Origin of the sequence: Haloarcula sp. CBA1115, assembly GCF_000827835.1 — an archaeon.
Lineage (GTDB): Archaea > Halobacteriota > Halobacteria > Halobacteriales > Haloarculaceae > Haloarcula > Haloarcula hispanica.
In genome coordinates this window covers 39,813-57,984 of sequence record NZ_CP010531.1, presented here as the reverse complement: position 1 = coordinate 57,984, position 18,172 = coordinate 39,813, and the positions used below count along the sequence as shown (strand labels likewise).

Annotated in this window: 14 protein-coding genes and 1 pseudogene; 12 read left to right on the top strand and 3 right to left on the bottom strand. The window is 56.4% G+C overall.

The window, feature by feature from the left end:
- Nucleotides 1-10: 10 nt before the first annotated feature.
- The 7 genes and pseudogenes from SG26_RS22050 to SG26_RS18965 form a co-directional block, all read left to right on the top strand.
- Nucleotides 11-163: pseudogene (locus SG26_RS22050) on the top strand (transcription initiation factor IIB family protein); the annotation flags it as partial.
- Between the two features lie 93 nt (nucleotides 164-256).
- A complete protein-coding gene (locus SG26_RS18990; protein ID WP_255355562.1) occupies nucleotides 257-1,000 on the top strand; it encodes a transcription initiation factor IIB family protein in 744 nt (247 codons plus the stop codon).
- Nucleotides 1,001-1,334: 334 nt separating this feature from the next.
- Entirely contained in the window at nucleotides 1,335-2,285 is a 951-nt protein-coding gene (locus tag SG26_RS18985) for a helix-turn-helix transcriptional regulator (RefSeq protein WP_050038504.1), read from the top strand.
- Nucleotides 2,282-3,151, top strand: a complete 870-nt coding sequence (locus SG26_RS18980; RefSeq protein ID WP_050038503.1) for a hypothetical protein — start codon at nucleotides 2,282-2,284, stop codon at nucleotides 3,149-3,151. The genes SG26_RS18985 and SG26_RS18980 overlap by 4 nt, the downstream gene beginning before the upstream one ends.
- Before the next feature lie 160 nt (nucleotides 3,152-3,311).
- Entirely contained in the window at nucleotides 3,312-4,418 is a 1,107-nt protein-coding gene (locus SG26_RS18975; RefSeq protein WP_050038502.1) for a DNA polymerase sliding clamp, read from the top strand.
- Between the two features lie 28 nt (nucleotides 4,419-4,446).
- Complete coding sequence (locus SG26_RS18970) at nucleotides 4,447-4,944, top strand: DUF6166 domain-containing protein (RefSeq protein ID WP_079980871.1); 498 nt, start codon at nucleotides 4,447-4,449, stop codon at nucleotides 4,942-4,944.
- Between the two features lie 126 nt (nucleotides 4,945-5,070).
- Nucleotides 5,071-5,283: a hypothetical protein gene (locus SG26_RS18965; RefSeq protein WP_050038501.1), complete on the top strand. Its 213-nt coding sequence runs from the start codon at nucleotides 5,071-5,073 to the stop codon at nucleotides 5,281-5,283.
- A 35-nt stretch (nucleotides 5,284-5,318) separates the two neighbouring features.
- Here the strand turns inward: SG26_RS18965 and SG26_RS21285 are convergent, their stop codons facing one another.
- Complete coding sequence (locus SG26_RS21285) at nucleotides 5,319-5,966, bottom strand: hypothetical protein (RefSeq protein ID WP_154020819.1); 648 nt, start codon at nucleotides 5,964-5,966, stop codon at nucleotides 5,319-5,321.
- A 59-nt stretch (nucleotides 5,967-6,025) separates the two neighbouring features.
- Here SG26_RS21285 and SG26_RS21280 point away from each other — a divergent pair, with 59 nt between their 5' ends.
- Nucleotides 6,026-6,451 carry a hypothetical protein gene (locus SG26_RS21280; RefSeq protein ID WP_154020818.1) on the top strand — a complete coding sequence of 142 codons (426 nt, stop codon included), beginning with the start codon at nucleotides 6,026-6,028 and terminating at the stop codon, nucleotides 6,449-6,451.
- A gap of 98 nt (nucleotides 6,452-6,549) precedes the next feature.
- Nucleotides 6,550-8,049: a hypothetical protein gene (locus tag SG26_RS18960; RefSeq protein ID WP_050038500.1), complete on the top strand. Its 1,500-nt coding sequence runs from the start codon at nucleotides 6,550-6,552 to the stop codon at nucleotides 8,047-8,049.
- A gap of 45 nt (nucleotides 8,050-8,094) precedes the next feature.
- Here SG26_RS18960 and SG26_RS21275 read toward each other — a convergent pair whose 3' ends face one another.
- Entirely contained in the window at nucleotides 8,095-8,511 is a 417-nt protein-coding gene (locus SG26_RS21275) for a hypothetical protein (RefSeq protein ID WP_154020817.1), read from the bottom strand.
- Between the two features lie 109 nt (nucleotides 8,512-8,620).
- Here SG26_RS21275 and SG26_RS18955 point away from each other — a divergent pair, with 109 nt between their 5' ends.
- On the top strand, nucleotides 8,621-10,231 hold the full coding sequence (locus SG26_RS18955) for an AAA family ATPase (RefSeq protein WP_050038499.1): 1,611 nt from the start codon (nucleotides 8,621-8,623) through the stop codon (nucleotides 10,229-10,231).
- Between the two features lie 140 nt (nucleotides 10,232-10,371).
- On the opposite strand, the gene SG26_RS18950 is transcribed toward SG26_RS18955, so the two are convergent.
- Complete coding sequence (locus SG26_RS18950) at nucleotides 10,372-11,244, bottom strand: hypothetical protein (RefSeq protein WP_050038498.1); 873 nt, start codon at nucleotides 11,242-11,244, stop codon at nucleotides 10,372-10,374.
- Between the two features lie 291 nt (nucleotides 11,245-11,535).
- Between SG26_RS18950 and SG26_RS18945 the strand changes: the two genes are divergently transcribed.
- Nucleotides 11,536-15,318, top strand: coding sequence for an ATP-binding protein (locus SG26_RS18945; RefSeq protein WP_050038497.1), 3,783 nt, complete (start codon nucleotides 11,536-11,538; stop codon nucleotides 15,316-15,318).
- Nucleotides 15,319-15,687: 369 nt separating this feature from the next.
- Nucleotides 15,688-18,051, top strand: coding sequence for a VWA domain-containing protein (locus SG26_RS18940; protein ID WP_050038496.1), 2,364 nt, complete (start codon nucleotides 15,688-15,690; stop codon nucleotides 18,049-18,051).
- The last annotated feature ends 121 nt before the right edge of the window (nucleotides 18,052-18,172 follow it).

Genomic DNA, 18,172 nt, shown 5'->3' with positions numbered 1-18,172 from the left:
TCGATCAACTATGTCTACAGATTCATCCAGCGTCGCGACCAAGCACACTGAACAGCCTGAGAGGAACAGTGCTGAGACTCACGACCGGCTCTCTACGATCGATCAGTGCCCCGAGTGCTCTGTGGTCAAGCTCAGACGAGACGGTACCGAGAGGTACTGTCCTGAGTGTGGGCTCGTCGTCGACGAGGATTGTATCGACTACGGGCCTGAATGGACGCCATATGACGCCGAAGAGCGACGTCGCGTTGGTGGGCCAGTGACGAATTCACGCCACGACTGGGGCATCTCTGCAGAGATCGGCCGGTATCGCGATGCACGAGGGCAGCAACTTCCGGCTGCGAAACGTCGGAAACTGCACCGGCTTCGGCGATGGGACCGCCAAGCCCAGTTCGAAGGGAAAGCTGAGCAGAACCTTGCACATGGGCTCTCGGAAGTCCGGCGGATCGTCGGTTCGCTCGACCTTCCTGAGAGCATCTGTACGCAGGCGTGCGTCCTCTATCGGACTGCTGCGACCGAGGACCTCATCCGTGGTCGCTCGATTGAAGCAATGGCGGCTGCCGGCGTGTATGCAGCCTGTCGATGTTCGGGACTCCCTCGGACAATCGACGAGGTCGGAGAGGTGTCGACTGTCTCCAGAGAGCGGGTCAGCAACGCGTACAGCGTGTTGAATCACGAACTGAATCTCCCGGCCGTTCCGATGGCTCCCGTTCAGTATGTCCCACGATTCGCATCGGACCTCGATCTCTCACGAGAAGTGCGCCAACGCGCCCTGGAGTTGGCCCGAGAAGCGTCCGAAGTCGGTCTCGGGAACGGCTGTCGACCAACCGGCGTTGCCGCTGCCTGCATCTACGAGGCCGCTCGTGAGGCTGACGAGAACGTCACCCAAACGAGTCTCGCCGAGCTCGCGAGTGTCTCCGCTATGACGCTCCGTGAGCAATGGAAGAAACTCCAATCGATGCTCGAACACGAAGAGGAGTCTGGATTGGAGGTACACGGATGACTTCTTGCGGTGAACGGTCGTCGGCCGTCGTCACTGTCGCAGAGTTGACGATCGATTTCGAGCGGGCGGGATGGGCTCCTGGTGACGAATGCCCCAACTGTGGTCGCGGGGCGGTTCACGCTATCGTTCGAGCAGGCGTACTCTTCCGTGACGATGGGAGTTGGGAGTTCGACGAAACACTGGCTGTATACGAAGCGTTCTGTACGTCCTGTGATTGGCTTCCACCGGTTTCGATGTAGCAGGACCTCGTCCGCAGGTGGGCAGACGTCACAAGCAGTCTGTAAACAGAAATCAAGAAACATATTTATATGAATCGGCTCTATTATTTACAGAGATGCTGACGAAGGCCAGCCTTGCACTGCTAGACGCGCTTAGCGCTGGCCGCGAGGCGACGCCAGACGAACTCGCGACCGAGACCGAGTATTCGCAGGACCATATCTACGACGTCCTCGATGAGTTGCTCGAAGACGGGTTGCTCACCGAAGCCCGTGGTTCGAAGAACCGGCGTCTTGTCCGGGTGACTGACCATCCAGTCGTCGAGTCGTATCGAGACCTCCGTTCAAAGCTCGGACACGTCGACTGGACTGAGATACTCTCACCAGCGACGCTACGGGTGTGCTGGTATCTCGACGAACCACGTCGAGCGACTGAGATCGCAGACCGACTCGACATCACTAGGCAGGGCGTCCACAACGCGTTGTCACCGCTCAAGCACCGTGCAATGCTGTCACCGTCCGGACCCGATTATGCGTTGACCGATGACCTCTCGCCACTGCTACGGTTCGCACGAGAAGTCGTGACCCACGAACATCGTTCGCGAGCTCGGGAACTCGCTCCGAGTGCGACTGTCGAGTGGTGCGACCCAAAGCGAGCACTCGTTCGCGTCCAGACGTCGGAGGATACGACGGCGCTAGAGTCGGCTGTTGACTGGCGGGTGACTGGACTCGCACGATTCCAGGAGTACGGCTTGCAGTTCTTCCTCGCCGGTGAACCCGCATTCTGGTACGCTCCGGATGAAGAACTCACGCCCTCGGAGGTGGTGTGTCACACCCTCGTCCTCGATAGTGGCTCTCGCCGCGTCAGTTATTCGATGCTGCTGATCGAGAAACTGGATATCGATCAGGAGACCCTCATAGAAACGGCAACGTGGTACGATCTGGAGACAACGGTGGCTGCGATGTACCGACCCCTTCACGGAGAGTTCGAGGTTGCTGAGGACCTCCCGGTCTTCCTCCCGAGTGAATCAGAATTTATCGCTCTCAAAGAGCAATACGGTGTCTCATGACTGTGTTTAAAGGTGGAGATGCGATCAGAGCGTTCCTCGAAGAGTTTGACAGCTGGCTTTCGGAACCCGTAGACGTGTATCTCCTCGGCGGCTCGGCGATGACGGTTCGCGGGCTGAAAGATCAGACCGAGGACATCGACCTTGCGCTGGGTGTCGTTTCCGAGTTCGAGCACGTCTACCAGGCGCTTCAGGCACAAGGGTTCGTGGTGGTTGACGAGCCGACAGAGTCGTTCGAAGGGGTCGGAAAAACTGTCGAACTCCATCACGAAGACCGTGGGTTTCAGATCGATCTCTTCGAGCGGCAGGTCGTCGGGAAGGTATGGATCACCGAGCGAATGCATGACCGGGCCGAGGAATTCTGGACCGGCGATTACGCGACCGCATTCATCCTCTCAGACGAGGATATGTTCTTGTTGAAAGCGGTCTCGGGTGGTGATCTGGCGAGTGGCCGCCGGCGCGACATCGAGGACATGCGGAAGTACGCCCAGCGTGGCCTCGACTACGAATCCATTCTGACCGAAATCGACGAACAGCGGCCGTTCAACACTGGTTCGACTGAGGAACGACACATCCGCGACCGATCTCATCCACTGTTCACCATCGAGATGGCAGTCAATTCGCTGTCTGGCCTTCCGAATACGTTTACCTCTCGTATCGCAGCGTTCGCGACAGAGTTCGAGGTTGAGTACACGGTCTTGGGTGCGGTCGATGATGGAGTGACCGATGTGGAGAACATTCGAGACCGCGTCCTCTCAAACGTGAGAGCACTTTCCGACGATCAAGCGGATGCTGTTGACGATGCGATTGCTCGCTTAGTCGATAAGCAGATCTTAGAGCGTGAGGAGACTGCTATCCGACTTCAGTAACTCCAGATCGCTCGTTGTACTTCTCGCGTCGTGAGCCGTATCTCGGCCGGTACTCCTGAGTCGAGATTTATCATCTCTAAAGAGACTGAGGGAAAGGCGAGTTGACCCCACGACCGTCCGTCTGAACTCGTGCTTTCGCTCTATCGTGCCATAGAATCCTATGAGTATAGAAACATCCACAGACCGCTCTGACAACGAACAGCCTGAGAACAACCGTTCAGATGCATCTGAACGGCCCAAGACTGGCGCGGAACCCTCGGAACAACTACCGGATGTCGTCGACATATCTGGTCTCGATACGGAACAAGCGGCCCGTCTGCACGAACAAGGAATCTCAACGATCGAGGCTCTCGAAACCGCTGACTCCGAGACAATCGCGGAGTTTGCAAACGTCAGCGTGGAACAGGCTGCAGACTGGCTGGAGCAAGCCCGAGATCTCGCATCCGGGACAGAGGAAGGACCAGAGGCAGATGTCGATACTGATGGAGAGGAAGCGACGGATGAGATACCCTCAGAGCCGCCGTCGACGTTTCGAGCAACCATCCGGGCAAGTCCTCTCAAGACCATTCTCAAGGCACTTCGCGCAAACGTCGACGAAGCCCGATTCAAGATCGACGAATCCGGGATCCGCGTCCGTGCAGTCGATCCCGCCAACGTCGCGATGGACGATCTCACTCTGAATACTTCGGCATTCGAGTCGTACGATGCTACTCCGGGTGTCCTCGGTCTCGACCTGGACCGCTTCGCCGATCCCGTGAACCTCGCAAAGAAGGACGATCTCGTCCAGTTCAGCCTCGATAGAGAGACACGCAAGCTGGTCGTCTTCGTCGACGGCATCGAGTTCCGAATGGCTTGCCTCGATCCAGCGACTATCAGGGCAGAGCCGACGCTTCCTGAGCTGGAACTCCCAGCGAGCGCTACGCTCGACCGCGACGTCCTCCAGCAAGGAGTCAAAGCTGCAGACCTTGTTGCCGATCACGTCGGATTCCGGATGGACGCTGACGAAGAGGTCCTCAGAATCGAGGCAGAAGGTGATACCGACACTGTCGACTTCCAACTCGATGAGGAGAAGCTCGACCAGGCCACGTTCGCTGAAGCTTCGTCGCTGTTCAGCCTCGACTACATGAAAAAGATCGTCCGAACAATCCCCAAGGGGGCTAGCGTCACAGTTGACTTCGGGAGTGAGTTCCCCATCATGCTCTCGTACGACCTCGACGATGATGCAGGGTCGATGACTCGGATGCTGGCTCCCCGTATCGAGACGTAACCGCTCCCAGGTGGTTTTTCCACGCACTATGAAAACTAGCTACTCACAGTCGAAGTACCGAGCACGGCGATATCGAGGAGAACGCACACTTGGGGGCTGTCTCGTCTACGCCGGCGACGATCTCCTCGACAAACACCTGATGGTACATTCAGTGTCACCGGGCGGGTTCGATTGGGGTCCGGATGCGACTCCAGAACGCGCTTGCCAACTCGCTATCGCCCTGCTCGCGTCCGCTCTCGGGGTTGAAGTCGCAATCGATGACTATCACCTGTTCGCAGAGAACTTCGTCAGACGCGAGCTGAGCGGTGATGAATGGTCGATTCGTCTGCAGGACCTCCGCGAGTCAAGCTTTCGTGAACAGTACCTTCACAGAGATTACCCCGACAACACCGCCCCACAACCGGATGACATCGACATCCAAACGGTCGATCTGGACTCGATCAGTTACGCTGACGAACTTGCTCTGGTCCGACGATACGACGAGGTCCTCTGGAAGAAGGGAGACACCAGAGGGAACCTGCATTGACTTCAGGAAATCCGATTGGGGAACCGTGACCCTGCTTCCGAATCACTGTCGAAGCAATGGCTCTCGACACATGGCCGACTGACTTCCGCTGCCGCAAAGCTGGTCATCGCTGATGAGTTTGAGACGATGGGCGAGTTCGCGGCTTGGGCCTGCTACGCCACGACGCTCAGAACTGTCGATCACATCGGTGAATCAACCGAGGAGAGCATCCGACATCTTCGGCCAACGCTCATTCGCTGGTTCGGCGGTGAGGAGTACATCCTACGCTACGACGACGAGCAAGAGACGTTACTTGGGAAAAGCGAAGTCGATGAGAACACAAAGCAGACTGCTGATTAACCGTTCGACAGAATATTGCCTCGGTAATAATACTCCTATTTATTCTCAAAAAACTTCTTATGGAGTTCCTTTGCTTTTTCCGGGTTTCCTGATGATGTTCTCGTCTCGTTTGAAGACAACCTGCTCGGAATATCTCCTCGATTCAGTTGAAGACGCCGACCAACGGCGTTAGCACCTTCTAAGAGTGTTTTTGGATGGTCAAATGGAGTCCTATGAAGCATATCCTCTAATGTCTGTGTCGGCGGTCGCCAGAGAGCCACTGCACGACCATATTCACTCTCTGGATTTCCTGAGACTAATACTGGAGTGCCATCTGCCGCGAAATCTTCCCTCACGTTAAACTCGTCCAATGAAAATTTCTCATATCGGTCTTCATCAATCCAATTGTAAGCATCATATTGGATAGTGTCTACAACAAAAAACATTCCAAAATCAGCATCTCTTACAATATCGACTTCATTCACATTATGATTGACTGGGTAAGTCGATAGAACGAATTCGTTCTTTTCCTCATCGACAATTGCATTGGGCCAAATACCCTTCTTTGACCGTTTCAGTACAGTCCAAGACCCTTCAAACTCAGCGACCGGCCGATTGTATTGACCTTGTTCAAGAGTTCCTCTGATAGGGAGAGGCAATACAAACTGACCCTCAAAATCGTCTGCTTGGTGGCGCTCAACCATGTGTACATACGATGTACATCATGAGAACAAATAAGTGTACAGGGTTGTTTTGCTATTCTATGGCGAAGCGTCCTCAGATCTCGGATGAACTTCACGAATTCGTACATCAAATCCATGAGGAATATACTGGATCCTCTGCAGGTAGCTTCGAACAGGCCCTCAATACAGTAACCCAACTTGCCGAATCTGAAATTCTCGATCGCGAAGGAACCGAACCAGGTTGGTATCCCGGTAAATATGCATCAGAGATTGTAAATCGACTTTCAAATATGGGTAGTAATCCTGAAAAAGGGAGCTCTGGGTCAGCTCCACAAATAGGAATAACAGGGTCAGAATTTCAGGTTAACCCTGACCAACAGGCAGTATACAAAGCTGTGCTTGGGAACGATGGTGAGATCTCCATTCCAGAGGCCGAAAGGTCAGCATTGAATCTTGAGCAGGGACAATTGATGCAGGTTATTGCGTACTCGATTGAAGAGGAATGAGTTCGTCTAAAACCCCATTTATCAGGTTCTAATTGGTCGACGGGGAACATGAAGAGCGGCAGGTGACGCTGTCTCGATTGTTTCCCATCTGATTCGCCATGTCCACAGATACACAGTCAGAAGCGAGCCGCGAGCGAGAGCACTCCACGTCGAGCTCCCAGTCAGACGAGGATAACCACCAATCCGTCGCTGCATCCATGTCGGTCCTCGACCTCCTAGATCAGGAAGTAACGCACGCATTTGCAGGGTTGACGCCGGCAGACGACGCTGCGTATCCAGACGCTGTTTCACCAGAAACGGGGTGTCTCGATCCGAATCCTCGATCCCTGAAAGACGTTCTCAGCGTCCTCCCCCAAGCGAGTTCGGGTAAACTCTGGGCCACAAACGAGTTCGTCGGTGTCGACGGGACCATCGACATCGAAGCTCTCCGCAACGTCGATGGGCTAGATATCGATACGCTGGAGACATCGACAGGTCAGTCACTCTCGGAGATTGCCACGGACGCGTCATCCGACCCGTTGGTTCGTGTTCGCGATCATCAGGATATCGTCGACGAACGACGCAAAGCGCTCTGCGCACTCGGGTTCGATGTAAAGTTCCGTTGGCAGATCGCCTCTGATCGGTACTCCATCATCAATCCACAAGAGGCGTACCTCCCAATCGTGGGAGCACTCCAGCAGCGCGGTGATACTGAGGCATTCGGCTGGGCAAGCTACCGGGACTGGGGTGGTCTCCTCAAGATGTTTGTCGTCTGTCCCGGTCTCGAACACACCGTCACACCAAGTGAAGACCCCGAGATAGAGGAGGATGCTGACGGTGTTACCACCGTCTCTGGGGCACACGAGTTAGACCTCGTCGTCTACGGTGGATTCGAGACTGGCTACGATTTCCGGGGGACGCAGACGCTATGGGCGAAACCCATCCTCTACTTCCCCGAGACCGGGACTATCGTCCCTGACACGGGCAAGCGGTACACTCGTCGTCACTACGGCCGGGCCACCGACGCCGACCACGAACGGGCGAACGACAGAGTTCCGATCAACGAGTGGTGGAAGGCGATCTACGACGACATCGCCGATCGCTTGGTGAAGGTCGATCTGGCGATTCGCAAAACACGGGCCATCGCTTACGACTTCGGCGAGCTTCCGTTCGATGCGGCCACCTGCTACCGCTACTGGGGCGTCGCCAACAGATATGCCGAGGCCGCTGCAGACCGGGCCACGACGCTGGCGTCTCCATCGTCGCGACCAACCGTTTACAACCTCCAGCTCTCTCTGTTAATTGCACTCCTCGACGAATACGAGGGCTCCTGGGCATCGAATACCCACCAGGAGTACCTCGAGGTCGCTGGTGAACTGCTTCGAAAACCGGCGATGATGATTCAACTGGCGATGAAGGAACACGATCGGCAAACCGACGAACCCGAGGAACGTGTTCTGACGGCTAATCAGCAGACGCTCAGCGACGCGCTCGAAGACGTCGTCGATATTCCTGGCATCGAGGTAGATACTGAATCGAATCTCACTGACGGGGCCGCCCAGCGGCTCCACGACCGGGTTCAGCACCGTCTCGACGATATGCACCAAATTAACGACTAAAAATACTCTCCCTGTCGTAGGAGATAGTCGTGAATGTAAATTCAGTCAATATTTGTATGCTGTAAGCCCGAGTTCCGTCAAACTCATTTCCACTTCATCTGGATGCCATATTTCTTCACAAGAATTGCATATAAACTTCCCACCTAGAATTTTGACATTGGAGATGTCAGCACTACCACCTACGACAGCTTCGCTAATCCGTGCCCAAGATGTTGACTCCGAGTTGAATGCTCGTCGAATATAATCTCCAAAATCAATAGCCTTGGAAGTAGCAGGGATTATTGAAATGATATTATTTGTTGTGAGTGCTGCAAGAACTGCACCGAGCACCGTAATTGGTGATGAGTAGGATTTCAAGGCTGAATATCCCTCAAAAGGTTCCGTGCCACAGTTCGGGCAGGTGCCAAACTTCTTGTTCAGTTCTTTCCACGCCTCTTGAGTGCGATGGTCGTAGGGGCCCATATCCCCCAGTTTAGGAAGCAAGTTTATCAGGATTGCTTTGGATCTAATTCTCCTCGTTTATCGAACCGAACGGGACGGCGGAATTCAACAATAGTTCCGTGTCGCAACTATGCATTCATCAGATCCCAATACAGTCACTGAGCAGCCAGAACCGCTCGTCGTGCTTTCGCACCTAGTGCATCGCCTCCTCAAGCGCGAAGGTGGGACAATCCCGGTCGAACGCGTTACGCTTCGAGTCTGTGATTACGTCGATATCGGTGAGCAAGAGGCCGCTGATCTCCTCGATGCTGGGGCAGCGGATGGGACGTTCACGCTCGACCGGGGGTCTGGTGGGAGCACGACAATAGTCGGCGTCTCTCCACAGGGTCCCGAGCCGCCCGTGATTACGGAAGCATTCGGTGGTCCCGCTGGCACGTCTGGGGGTGACGATTTCGAAGTTCTCGATGTCGTCACGGAGAGTATCGCGACTGCACTCAGAGACGCAGGCTACACGACGTTTACCGAGCTAGTCGACGCCGAAGTCGCTGAGCTTGCGAATCTGACCGGCACGCTAACAGAGAGCCGAGCAGAGGCGATTATCCAAGCCGCTTCTCGGCACGTTCCGGTGAGTGTGTGGCTTTCGCGAGCTGCCGACGCTCGGTACTCCCGACGACTCGATGAAACTGGGAGGCACGGTGTCGCTCGAGTCCTCGACATTACAACTGCCAACGAACCCGTGGGGGAACCACGCTACCGCACGGACGGCTTGTCGCCTGATGTCGTCGACGCACAGTACGTGTCCGATATCGGGCGGAATGCACAGGACCCTGTCCCAACGGGCCTTCACATCCTCGATAACCCTGACCACCCTGACGTACCGAAAGCAGCGACACATCCAGACGCCGGCGATGACGCATTACCCGTCGACGAAGCGGGTGACGTCGTCCCGCCAGCAGTCCCGACCGAACCTCGGCTTCAACTTCCGCTCGACGAACTGCTCGCGAAGAAACTCGCTCGTGGGCTGGTTCCAGTTCGGATTGTTGGCCCACGAGGCTCCGGGAAGAACTACCTGATCAAGTACCTGTGTCACCGGACGAATCGCGGCTACGTCTCGGTAGACTGTGACGAAGCAACTCACACGGAGGACCTCTTTGGACCGCTCACGCCCACCGAAGACGGGCTGATTGCGCCTCGTAACGGTCCCGCAAAGCAAGCGCTGCTGAATGGATCGGTGCTGGTGCTCAACGAGTTCCCTGTGATGCGAGCAGGGGCGGCGATGTCGCTCCATCGTCTGCTCAACGAGGGGAAACTCCTCGTGAAGGCCCACGGCGAACTGGTCGAACCCCATCCGTCGGCGCGGATCGTGATTACGATGAACCCACCGACTCGGGAGTACCGTGATTCCGAGCCGATGAACTCGGCCACTCGTGGCCGGTTCCGAGCGCTGGAACAACCCTACATCCAAGACGTCGACGAAGAGGTCGCGACGCTGGACGCGCAGGTGAATGCCAGTCACGAGGTCGTGGACCGTGGGACGGTCAGGAAGATTGTACAGTTCGCTCATCAGACCCGGCAGAATGAGAACTGGCCAACTCTCTCGACTCGGAATCTGACGATTCTCTGTGAGCACATTGAGGACGGCGCTTCACCGAAGGCGGCGGTCAAGAACGAGGTGTGGGCGGTTGCCGAGCCGAATCAGTATCCCGAAGACACCTACGAAATACTAAACGACTATTTTTGAAGAACCGTACAACACACAGCCGAATATCACCGAGCTCTCTGGATTAAGGTTCTGCTGTGGGCTTCATCGGGACGGCTCAAAAAGTATGGTTAACGGTTAGTGCACCTAGCAAGTCCATGCTGTTGGACGACTACTACATTCTACACATCCCAGCAGAGATTGAACACACATAGCATCATCTCGAATGTCTGGTTGAAGGCGTCGATAGCGTTGCTCTCGGACGGTGGATCGACAGATGCTGTCCCGGCGGGATGCACAATCTGATTGCGAGCGTTCTTAAGCTGCATAAATTCGGCCCATTCGGTGGCGTAGCGACCATTTGTGAGTCGCTCCCCCACAAGTGCGTCCAGCACATCGGCAGCCAACTCCTTTCGCCGTACGCGGCCGCTGCCGGCAAGAGATTCGATACGATCGACCGCCTCGGCGTCGTTGAAGCCGCGGCTCCGGAGCAGGAGGTACACCTGCCGATAGAGCAAATTATCGAATGCCGAGACCAGGAGTGAAAAGACCGGGACGGTATTCCGCCGACGTATAGCAGCTTCGGCCTCTCGCAGGTTCAATAGCCAGGGCGGATCAGTCACGGCAGCGAGTTGCATCCCTGCATCGTACAGGATATCGATCTCGTCCCCCGGTGCGAGCGGAACCGCTTCCGGCCGATCTTCTTGGAGGTTGGCCGCAATCGCAATATCTGTAGAACTGATCTGTGCGAGCGATATCAATACCTCTCCACCAAGCGAAGCCTGTGTATGTGGATTGTGGAGCGGTTCGATATCGAGCCAGTCCTCTTCGTCAACGCCGGTCCGGTGTGCGCCACGGAGCCCGATTTTCTCAAGTTCGTAACCGCTGTACAGGGAATTCATCGTTGAGCGGCGGATTTCCCCGATGGTGACGTCCGTATAATCTCGTTTCTCTGTGCCACCGAGCGACAGGGGAATCCCGAAGTACTGGTCGCCGTCGTGCAGTGCAAAGGTCAAGAGAAAGCCGTTCTCTGGCCAGAACTGTGTGCTGCACATCGGACAACGAAACTGGTCCGAAATCCCGATCGAAGCTGGATCAACCGTCTGGAACACGAGGGGGTCAATTCGCTGGCGGCACGCTGGACAGGTCAGGTTGGTTGATCCAGAGCTCTGCATCGGAAGATACTGCCTCACTTAGATTCCATCACTGCGACGTTATATCTCTTCGCAGGCTTTGTGAGTCGTTGACGGTAGCTGTGAGAATGCGGATGCCTGAGTAACGCCGACCTAGGATGCCTTGGCGTGTTTGTGGCTATTCTTTTATGAGTCGCCGACCGATTGCCCGGTATGTCGCTCGAATCGGCGCTTGGTGCTCGTATCCTCTGGTCTGCGACTGTCGGGTACGCGAAGGGGAAGTATCAGCGGATGGCGTTCATGGATGATGCTGTCGAACGTGCGGCGACACGGGTGGCGGAGGAACACGAGGGATTGGAACCAGAGGTGTTCCCCGCTGCGTTTGAGAAGGATGAGGTGAAGGCGTTGATCGACGGGTTCGATGCGGGGGGTGATCCAATCACGGTTGACCGTATTGCCGAGACGTTGAACGAAGAGATGCTAGATCCGGATCTGGATGCGGATCCGGAACAACTCGTCGCCGAGTTCTTCGAGTACCTTGAGCAAGAGGTCAGCCAAGACGAGGAAATCGGACTCAAGCTCCAGACAGTCTATGCACAACGCCTCTACGAGTATGCGAGCCGGCTTCGTGAGGGGCAGGAAGAACTGTTGGAACAGATCGAAGTCGCCGGCCAAGACCGGAGTGATAAGGGGTACGATGTCTTCAAGACAGTCGATGATAGATTTGAGCAGCAGCTGGCAGGCGAGCATCCGCGGCAACGGTTTGATCTGCCGTTCTATGGCCGCTCAGGGGCGGTAGACGACATTATCGAGTTCGCCGAGTCCGATAGCAATGTGCTGGTTGTTCACGGCCCGGCCGGGATTGGGAAGACGCGACTTGTCGTGCAGGCATCGTTCCAGCTGCAGGCCAGTCATCGGGAGTGGACCGTGTACACGGCCAATGTCCATTCGGATCTGGATGCGGGGCTTTCGGAGATTGAGTTCGACGAGGAGGATGGCATCATCCTGTTTATCGACGATGCACGTGATGCTGATCAGCTTGAGCGGGTATTTGATATCGCGGCGCAACGGCGGTCGCAGGTGAAGCTGGTGTTCACGGAGCGATCGATCTTTGCATCGTCACTTGAGGACAGGACGAATCGGTTTGGACTTGACGTCACCATGCTACCTCTGTCGCCGCTTGATTCTGAGACGGTGACGAGTCTCATTCAGGATGCGTACGGGATTCAGGATCCGCAGACCCTGGATTGGATTGTCCAAGTAAGCGAGGGCAAGCCGTTGATTGCCCATCTGCTTGCGGATCAGCTCGTTTCCGATGGACCGTCCGGCCACGTTCCTGTTGCGGCGGAGGACTCGGTGATAGAACAGGTGTTTGATGACGTGGTCAGGGATATCCGGCGTGCGGCCGAGCAGCAGGGCGTCGGTGATCCGCAGAAGCTTGAGTCCTATTTCAGATATGTTGCCGCAGTCGGAACGCTGGACACCGGTGACGACGCATTCATGGACGCGTTCAGGGAGGCGCTGTCGTTGGAGCCAGATGAGGAACGTCGCTACCGGGAAATCCTGCTTGATGCAATTGGTACTGTCAGTCAGCGAAGCGAGTCCCTCACCGTCCAGCCGGATGCACTCCAGGAATACGTGGTCTATGACACATTCTTCGGCGATGGGGCGCGGGACTACATGGACACGGTATACGAAGTGTTCGGTGAGTTCACCGAAAAAGAGCAGGTGAACAACCTCCTTGTCATCGAGCACCGGTATGACTGCCACGAGGCGGGTACTGTCATCGATACCATCTTATCCAGCTACATGGATCAGATGGAGGAGTACCCCATTCCGGAGCGGGTGCGGCTGTTGCGGCGACTCGAACTGCTGGGGGCGGCGAGCCCAGAGCGGGGCGTCGAACTGGTTGAGGGCGCGTTGACGACGGCACCTCCCGACGGGGAGACGGAGTCTGAGGGGTTGCGGCGGCGGATCGTGAAAGCCCCCAGCAATCTTGGACAGCTGTATTTGGCGGCGATCTCGCTGCTGAGTCCGGGCTTATTGAAGGAACCGGAGCGGATCACGGATGTGCTGCTGGAGATTGCCTTAGTTGAGGGGGTGTCTCCGAATGTTGCCGAGACGGTGTTCCAGCGTCTCGATCAGGAGTTGCGACCGGGATTCTCGCGTCATCCTGGTGCCCAGCAGCAGATCGTTGAGCGCCTCGAAGGCTATCTCCTTGAACAGGAACTGGACACTGCCTTCCGTATGGAGTTGCTGGAGGCGGTGGCGTCGGCGTCAAGCGAGCAGGCGGAGGATTTCTCGATGGATCCGGTCGATAGGATGACGGCTCGGGTCCGGCGTGGGCCGATCTGGCAGTCGGAGGCGATGCAGGCGTATCGGCTTACTGCCGTGGACGCATTGATTGCTGTTGTCGAGGAGAGCGAGGATCACGCGCTGAAGGTGAAAGCAGCGGAGCAGTTGCCTTCGTTCGTGCTGGCCCAGAAGCGGTACTACGGTGGCCAGGATGAGGTGTTCAACCGGGACGAGCTGGAGCGTATCTACGAGTTCGCGATCGATCATATCGATGGAGAGGAGGATCTGGACTGTCTTTCAGCACTCCACCGGCTGGTCGATTATGCCGAAGACGGTGAACTCGGTGTCGGTGAACTGGGGCGTCGATTGGAGGATGCGCTGCTCGCCAACGACCGATACCGGCTGTTGGTGCATATGGATCCGCGTGGTCGGGACTGGGAGGAGAGCGAGGAGGAGATGCGTGCGTTCATCCGCGATCTTGATCCGGCATGGGAGCAGCAGTTCGATGCGTTCGTTGATGTGGTGGAGCACTCGCCCGAGACCTCGTTCAAACGATTCTTCAAACTGTTCGGAGAGGAACAGCCCGAACCCGGTGTTCAGCTGCTTGATCAGTCGCCTGCTGCTCTCGAAGAGTATCAGGAGCGGGTGGTTGTCGGCATCTGTGCCGGTGACCCGGAGCGGGGAAGAGAGCTGGTCTCGGATTACATCGAGGATGGGACTTACGACTTGGCCTGTGCGGGGCTTCGGGTGTTCATCAACTCGGACCGCGACTATGCGGTGTCCGCGTTTGAGCGTATTATTGACGAGACGGACCGGTTCACGGAGGAACGGCTGATACACTTTTCGTCGGTGTTGCGTGGACAGTGGGAGGAAGACCAAGACTGGGCAGAGGAGATGTTCCTGACCTTGCTGTACGAATCGGAATCCGTCACGCCCCGAGTGCTGGACCGGCTGCTTGATGCACTGCCGCGTCGGAGGGAGAACCTGACCGCAGTGGATGAATCGGTGCTGGACGAGATTATGGACTATGCCGTGGAGTTCGATCGTTTGGGTGAGTCGCATCAGTTGCAACAGCTGGTGGCGGAGTTTGCTGAGCGCCGCCCGTTGGACTTCGTGGAGTTCTGCATCCGGCGTGCAGACCGCTTGGACCGCCAGATGGACCTGCTGCCGCTCCACATGGATGTGGACACGGAGCGGATGCGAGAGACTGAAGACTACGATGCCGCGGTGCAGACGGTCGGCAATCTCGTTATGGACACGGACGAGTACGCGCCGCAAGTCTACGCCCGCCTGTTCCACACTGTCCCGGCTACCGATGTCGCGGCGGTGCTCGCTGGCCGAGTAGCCGACTGTTCCGAGGACCAACTACTCCGGATCATCTGGTACTGCCAGCTCTTCGAACTTACTGATCCGGTCGAGGCTCTGCTGCTCACTGTGATGGGTGATGGCGTCGATAATCTCCGGGAGGCCGATGCTATTCAGCGGAATATCCTGTGCGCGATTTCCAGCAGCCCGATGGGAACTGCCGGGCCTGCCGGGATGGTGAATGACAACCAGCACCAACGTGAGCTGTCGACTGTCCGTGACTGGCAGGAAGACAGGAATCTTTCCATCGAGATACGGAACTTTGCACGGAAGGCCGAGCAATACCTCTTGGACGATCTTGACCAGGCGTCTCGGTTCAAAGAGGATTTCCTCTGATAGTTACTTCCCCGCCTCACTAGTCTTTGTTTGTTCTCTCAACCAAACTGAATCAGAAATTGAATTGGGCCTGCAGCGCTCGCAAAGCGGCCAGTACCAACCTCGCAAGAAGGTTTATCTCCCCGAAGTGATCGAGGGAGCCACGGACCCTCGTGTATCCTTATGTCCGATATCCATGAGACCGAACCAATACATCCAACAGAACAGTTCTGCCCAGATATAGCCCCTCGAGTTCGATCCTCGGCTAATAGGACCGATAGGCTCCGGGCGTTCATTTGTGGACACCTGCCTTCAGGCATCGACGTAGAGGTCGTTCTTACGCCAGCCGTCAAGACCGCGGCGGTCCTCCCTGCAGAAGCCGATGCCCTCGTGAGAAGTGATGCGACCGAGCTCGAACAGCAGCAGGCTGCACAGTTGCTCGAAAGCGTCGACGCTGAGTTCCTCATACTAGTAACGACAGACCCAGCACCGATAGACCGAATCCCGGTGAACGATCAGCTGACAGCGGACCACGCTCACCAGTTCGGTCTCGCCTTTCACGAACTGCTTCATATTCTCAAGACGGCTATCGGCCCCATTGCAGAACTTCTCGAATCAGAGATCGAGCCCAATCATCACCAACAGGTACACGACCTTATCAATATCATCGAGGACGGTGCCATCGAACGGGAAGCGATTGAGGGAGCAAACTTCAGCGATAACGCCGAGATACGCCTCAAACTCACCCGCCAAATCCACTCGCAGATTCCCGATGATATCCCTGACGGCGAGCAAGTCCTATTCTCCTTCTGGGATGCAGTGACGAGCGCCCTCTACGAGTGGGCAATCTATCCGACGGGTATCACAGAGGTACTCCTCGACGAAGATGATGAGCGTATACTCTTTGCGTCGGAGGCGGATGCGTCGGGATTTGACGCTGTTCAAGAGGCGCTAAAGGCGTTAGCACGGGATGCCCTCGCAATCCGGAGTGCAGAACGCGACGATATCACCCATAGCCACGACAAGACGGCATCTGTTCGGCGAGCCCAGCTGGTCGTTGAGACGTGGCAGTCGGCAATCCTGCCCCTCCTAGAGGCGCACTCCGAAGCATCAACACAGTCGCCAGATCAGGACGACTCTGGGGAATCTGATGTAGACTCCAACCCCTCATCGGACTCTGATTCTCCCGGAGCAGCAGATTCTAACTCTGATCCAGAACAGCCAATCGACGAGGAGGCTGGAGGAGTTCATAATGGGCAACTGCAACTCGAACGGAGCGCAACCGACGATCCATTCCAAGACGTCCTCAGCCAGCCCTCGATTACGCCGGACTCATACGACGAGGATCTCGAACCGACACCTTCCACACAGACCTCTGATTCCCTCGACACTAGCACGTCAGCCTCCGGCTACGACGGTACACCAGGTTTGACCGACAGTGATAAAGACCAGATGTCGGAGTCCTCGGAGTCTTCAGACTCTAGAGCGCGGGCACTTGCTCGCTCTATTGAACAACCTGGAACACACCTCGATTCCACGCAGAGTGGACCGACCTCAGCGGAGGAGAACAGGGATGACGCTTCTATTGATGGACGTCAGTCAACCATTGGAGACTTCGACGCTGCCGAAGCTTCTAATAACGACCACGAAGCGGGAGAGACAACCAACTCTCACGAGAGCCTAGAGCAGGATCATGACGGACGAGAGCCACCGATCACGAGTCCCTCACCCGACGAACAGCTAGACTCTATAGCCGATCCCGGCCCAGCGCATGCTGAGGTACTCGATCGAGATCCTGCTGACGAGGCAGACACCTACAGAGGGACACTCGAAGCGGATCGAGCGGCCGCTCACGACGAAGCAGATCGAGAGGGTATTGACACCGACGCCCTGGAGCGGGAACTGGAAGATCTTGTCCACCGGCTAGCTCGAGATGGTTCAGACGACCAAACAGCCGGCGGCAACGCAGGAGGACCAGGGCAGCTCGACGAACTGGAGATCGTCCCAATCGCTGACGACCTCGCACCACCAGGCGCGTGGACTGACATCGAAGACGGTGCTGTCCAGGTTGCTGGCACGCTCGAGAAACAGCTTCGTCTCGACCGTCAACGTGGTGTCCGGCGATGCTTGACTGCCGGCGGGTACGATACCACTGCGGGACATCGGCTTCTGATCGGTGACCCTCGGGTCTGCAAGGTCGACACGCCGGGGCGCGAGAAACGATACGCACTGGTGTTGGTTCTCGACCGGTCTGGCTCGATGCGGAACGGCGAGCCTCCGAAGATCGAGGTTGCGACGAAGGCACTAGCGCGGTTCGCCGTCGCCGCTGAAGGGCTGGGGATCGATGTCGCGATAGTCGATTTCATCGACAGCCATGCCCGGCTCGTAAAGCCGTTCTCAGTCGAGACGCGACACATCCAGGCGACGCTACTGGACACGGACTGTGGCGGGGACACGCCGTTGGCAGACGCGCTCGAACTCGCAAGTCAGCTCGTCGAGGACCATCGCGATGAACCGCTTATCGTGGCCGTCACCGACGGAGAGCCCAGTAGCGTCGACGACGTCATCGAACAAATCCGAGCATCCCCAGCCCCAATCTGTTCTCTCACAATCGCTACTGACACGCAGGCAGGGAATCTATCGGCTGATGCCTCAGAACTCGCCACATACTACGAACGGGAAGCGACGATCTACGATGGGGACCAGCTAAACGATCGACTCGATCAGTTCGCCAGCCTTCTCATCGGGTTATAGTTTGGTGAGAAACCAACCGAGTATTCCAATTAACTTCGGTCATGGAAATTTTTGCGCGGGAAAACTGGTCCCAGAGATGCTGGCCGAAATTTGATACCAGTGGAGGATGAGGGTTAGAGTA

What these genes read in the sequence shown, in the direction of transcription:
- SG26_RS18985 (WP_050038504.1), top strand. Translation starts at nt 1,335, where the DNA reads ATGCTGACGAAGGCCAGCCTTGCACTGCTAGACGCGCTTAGCGCTGGC.
- SG26_RS18980 (WP_050038503.1), top strand. Translation starts at nt 2,282, where the DNA reads ATGACTGTGTTTAAAGGTGGAGATGCGATCAGAGCGTTCCTCGAAGAG.
- SG26_RS18975 (WP_050038502.1), top strand. Translation starts at nt 3,312, where the DNA reads ATGAGTATAGAAACATCCACAGACCGCTCTGACAACGAACAGCCTGAG.
- SG26_RS18970 (WP_079980871.1), top strand. Translation starts at nt 4,447, where the DNA reads ATGAAAACTAGCTACTCACAGTCGAAGTACCGAGCACGGCGATATCGA.
- SG26_RS18965 (WP_050038501.1), top strand. Translation starts at nt 5,071, where the DNA reads ATGGGCGAGTTCGCGGCTTGGGCCTGCTACGCCACGACGCTCAGAACT.
- SG26_RS21285 (WP_154020819.1), bottom strand. Translation starts at nt 5,966, where the DNA reads ATGGTTGAGCGCCACCAAGCAGACGATTTTGAGGGTCAGTTTGTATTG.
- SG26_RS21280 (WP_154020818.1), top strand. Translation starts at nt 6,026, where the DNA reads ATGGCGAAGCGTCCTCAGATCTCGGATGAACTTCACGAATTCGTACAT.
- SG26_RS18960 (WP_050038500.1), top strand. Translation starts at nt 6,550, where the DNA reads ATGTCCACAGATACACAGTCAGAAGCGAGCCGCGAGCGAGAGCACTCC.
- SG26_RS21275 (WP_154020817.1), bottom strand. Translation starts at nt 8,511, where the DNA reads ATGGGCCCCTACGACCATCGCACTCAAGAGGCGTGGAAAGAACTGAAC.
- SG26_RS18955 (WP_050038499.1), top strand. Translation starts at nt 8,621, where the DNA reads ATGCATTCATCAGATCCCAATACAGTCACTGAGCAGCCAGAACCGCTC.
- SG26_RS18950 (WP_050038498.1), bottom strand. Translation starts at nt 11,244, where the DNA reads ATGTGCAGCACACAGTTCTGGCCAGAGAACGGCTTTCTCTTGACCTTT.
- SG26_RS18945 (WP_050038497.1), top strand. Translation starts at nt 11,536, where the DNA reads ATGTCGCTCGAATCGGCGCTTGGTGCTCGTATCCTCTGGTCTGCGACT.